The organism is Streptomyces sp. NPDC050619 (genome assembly GCF_040654815.1).
Classification (GTDB): domain Bacteria; phylum Actinomycetota; class Actinomycetes; order Streptomycetales; family Streptomycetaceae; genus Streptomyces.
Genome location: NZ_JBFAIR010000195.1, coordinates 1 through 1,028 on the forward strand (window position 1 = coordinate 1; position 1,028 = coordinate 1,028).

A 1,028-nucleotide genomic window follows, 5' to 3' on the forward strand; every position below is an offset into this window, starting at 1 on the left:
CGGACCACCGGACGAGGTACGTTGGCTTCTTCGCGGAGCGGTTGATGCTCAGCTTCCAGACAGAGACCTTGTACGACTTCACGAGGCCACCCCCTCCGCCCGCTCCTCCAACCAGTCGTTGAGCACGTCACGCCGAACCCGCAGCTCACCGTTCGGCAGCCGTATGCAGGCCGGGGCGATACGGAGCTCTCGCCAGCGGTAGAAGGTGCGCCGGGAGATGCCGCCGAGCTCTTCGAGCACCTGCCGAACGGTGAGGAGTTCGGCCGAATTCGTACGGGCGTCACGCGCCATGGGAAGCACCGCCCTCACGTGCCGAAGCAGCCAGGAGCGCCGCTTCCGGCGAGTAGCCGCGCCCGGCGTAGCGCCACTCGTCGACCGTGACCGTTGGCCGCGAGCCGATGCCGAGGGCGGTTTGCTGCTCCTCTGCGCGATGATCTGCGCGAGCCTGCCGGAGTGCGGTCAGAGTGGTCGAGTAGCGACGCGACTTGCTGGAGAAGTGGCCGCCGTAGCCGAGCATGTGCGCCCAGCGCCGTAAGCCGAGCGGGGCGAAGTCGGGCAGGCCGCCGAGCCACCAGCACGTACTGATCATGCGGAGTACATGGGCACGTACGGGCAACAGGACCAGGTCCCGCGCCCCGTGAATACGGCCATCCACCGCGCCGGCGGTCTCGGCGCCCTTCGTTGCGTACTTGGCGATGTAACCGGCTACGGCCGCCGAGGTCAGCCGCTCCCCCGCTCCGAAAGCGGATATGGGGCGTACGTCGATCTGCTCCCCGAACCGCAGCTCACGGGGGCCGACGATGTCCCTCCCGGGAGCCAGGAGCCGCACTCTCTCGGCAGCACCGCGGACAGCTGCCGAGAGCAGGGCAGTCGTGGCCCAGCCCGGCGGAGTCGAGTTGGCCCCCTCCGCGCCGTCGAGGCGGATGACGGCATGGAAGTGGACCAGCCCGCGCCGCTGGTAATCGGCGACCTTGGCGTATGACACCCGAGCGCTCTCGCTGAACTTCCCGCGGGAGAGCCCAACCGTG

General features: G+C 68.9%; 2 protein-coding genes. Both read right to left on the minus strand.

The window, feature by feature from the left end; genetic code table 11:
* Positions 1 to 78: 78 nt before the first annotated feature.
* Positions 79 to 291 carry a helix-turn-helix domain-containing protein gene (locus AB0I77_RS53980; RefSeq protein WP_363290399.1) on the minus strand — a complete coding sequence of 71 codons (213 nt, stop codon included), beginning with the start codon at positions 289 to 291 and terminating at the stop codon, positions 79 to 81.
* Positions 281 to 1,028, minus strand: a 748-nt coding sequence (locus AB0I77_RS53985; RefSeq protein ID WP_363290400.1) for a replication initiator, incomplete at its 5' end; no start/stop codon positions are given. The genes AB0I77_RS53980 and AB0I77_RS53985, both read right to left, overlap by 11 nt.

What these genes read in the sequence shown, in the direction of transcription:
- AB0I77_RS53980 (WP_363290399.1), bottom strand. Translation starts at nt 291, where the DNA reads ATGGCGCGTGACGCCCGTACGAATTCGGCCGAACTCCTCACCGTTCGG.